A 2,039-nucleotide genomic window follows, 5' to 3' on the forward strand; every position below is an offset into this window, starting at 1 on the left:
TCATACAATTGACAAACGGATCATGGGATATGACGGAGGCATTTATAAGAGGCTACTCTAAATTTAGAAAATGTACTTTTCAAGAAATGAATCAACTGCAGCTTTTGACTCAAATTTACCATGTTGCTGTACTTCACATTTACATCGGTCAGCATTATTCTGGAAAAAATATCGAGCGAAACTTTAATTACATCCTAAGTCAATTTCAAACAAGGAATGACTGGCTGAATAAACATCTCACTTCAATCAATCAACTGATTGAAGATTACTTACTTTGATCTAGACAGCATGGAGGAAAAAGTGAAAATTAAGAAAAAACTTTACGTTCGCACGGCCCTCGTCATTGCCACACTAATAATTTTAACTGGTCTTTATGTAGGATGGATGAGCAGTCGGGTGATGGGCACCTGGAGATCCTCGCATGGTAAACCGAGCGACTGTGCCATTGTCCTTGGAGCAGCCGTTTGGGAAGGCAAGCCAAGTACCGCGATGCGTGAAAGACTTGATATCGCCCTACAAGTATACCGTGACAAGCTAACTGACCATTTGATTCTGTCGGGAGGCATTGGGGCGGGGGACTCACTTTCCGAAGCCCAAGTGATGAAAAGCTATCTGGTGGAGAAAGGAGTGCCAGAGACTTCTCTGATACTAGAAGAGCAGTCCCACTCGACCATGCAGAATCTACTCAACAGCCAAACAATTATGAAAGAGCACGGGTATTCCAGTGCCATATTGGTTACTCATGGCTTTCACGCTCTCAGAGCTAGTCTAATGGCAAAAAGCATCGGTATAGAGACGAGTGTAGAGCCCGTTCAAATTCGGCCCATCGATCTCAGGTATTACGTGCTTCGGGAGGTCGCCGGTATTACGTTCTTTGATTTAACTCATTAAAAGAGTTAAATATTAACCTTCACAAACGAACGTATATTCGGTATCATAGAATAGGTTATTATTCCAAGGTGAAATGGAGGCTCCAATATGATTAGCTTGGGTAAAAGAACGATTCTTCGGTATAAAGAATTTACAGAGTGGACGGATACCTTACATGATGTACACGGGAGCATCTGGTTACAACCTATCGCTGAAAGAAAAGCATCAATAGGAGAAATTATTTCGCATCTTAAAAATTGGGATACTTACCTCACCTTGACGATTATACCAGCGATTAAAAATGGAGAAGGAATGGTATTTCCGGATTTCGATTCATTTAACAAAATAGCTTATGAATATGCCAGATCGGGAGTAACTAAAGATCGCCTGCTCAATGAATTTAAGCAAACCCGACTTCAACTGGCTGAAATACTGTTAGCCGATACAGACGTGGTTTCTAAACATGTTACCGTGAACGGAGTAGAAACTTGCCCACACACGGGCACACCCTATTCCTTGCTTTACATCATTCACGAATTTAACGATCACGACAACCATCATAAAAATCAAATTTTAACGGTAATATAATTTTTTTAGCTAATGGGAGTTGAACGTGGAAACACTCTTCTTTTTTCTCACCTGCAGCAACTTTATTTATTAATACTTATAAAGGGATCATTTCGGTTAAGGATGATTCTTTTTTCTATTTATTAATTTCCTCTTATATAATCAACATTCCCTTTGACGTGGTTCAAGTTAAAAATTAGTATTTGAATATGTTTAGTAATTTATGGATAAATAAATGGTCGCAATATGCAGAAGTTGTAACGCGATTTATATTAAATAGTCGGAGTCTTTGAATTTGCACTTGCAAGAACTCATGTAAATATGAATTAGGAGCAACTCACATGCGGAAGAAATGCAAATTGATTTTGGTTGAAGGGCTGTGCGGAACGGGCAAATCGACGTTAGCAGAACGATTGCATGGCTACCTGGTACAGCAAGGTATTTCTTCCCGTTTCTATGACGAGGGTGCAAAAGGGCATCCAACGAGTTTGAATTGGCACGCATTCTTCCGCGAAGAGGAATATAAGGAACTTCTGACGCGATATCCAGACACCGTAAATGAAATTCGTTCATGGGCCATAAAAAATGGCAGCAATTATCTG

2 protein-coding genes and 2 pseudogenes are annotated in these 2,039 nt (G+C 39.9%); all 4 read left to right on the forward strand.

Going from position 1 to position 2,039, the window contains the following annotated elements; all coding sequences use genetic code 11:
- Positions 1-278: pseudogene (locus AC1DVJ_RS30715) on the forward strand (hypothetical protein); the annotation flags it as partial.
- Between the two features lie 106 nt (positions 279-384).
- Positions 385-891, forward strand: a complete 507-nt coding sequence (locus AC1DVJ_RS30720) for a YdcF family protein (RefSeq protein WP_477596686.1) — start codon at positions 385-387, stop codon at positions 889-891.
- 87 nt (positions 892-978) lie between these two features.
- Positions 979-1,458, forward strand: coding sequence for a DinB family protein (locus AC1DVJ_RS30725; protein ID WP_477596688.1), 480 nt, complete (start codon positions 979-981; stop codon positions 1,456-1,458).
- Positions 1,459-1,778: 320 nt separating this feature from the next.
- Positions 1,779-2,039: pseudogene (locus tag AC1DVJ_RS30730) on the forward strand (hypothetical protein); the annotation flags it as partial.

It is taken from the genome of Paenibacillus sp. P4_A9 (assembly GCF_056402415.1).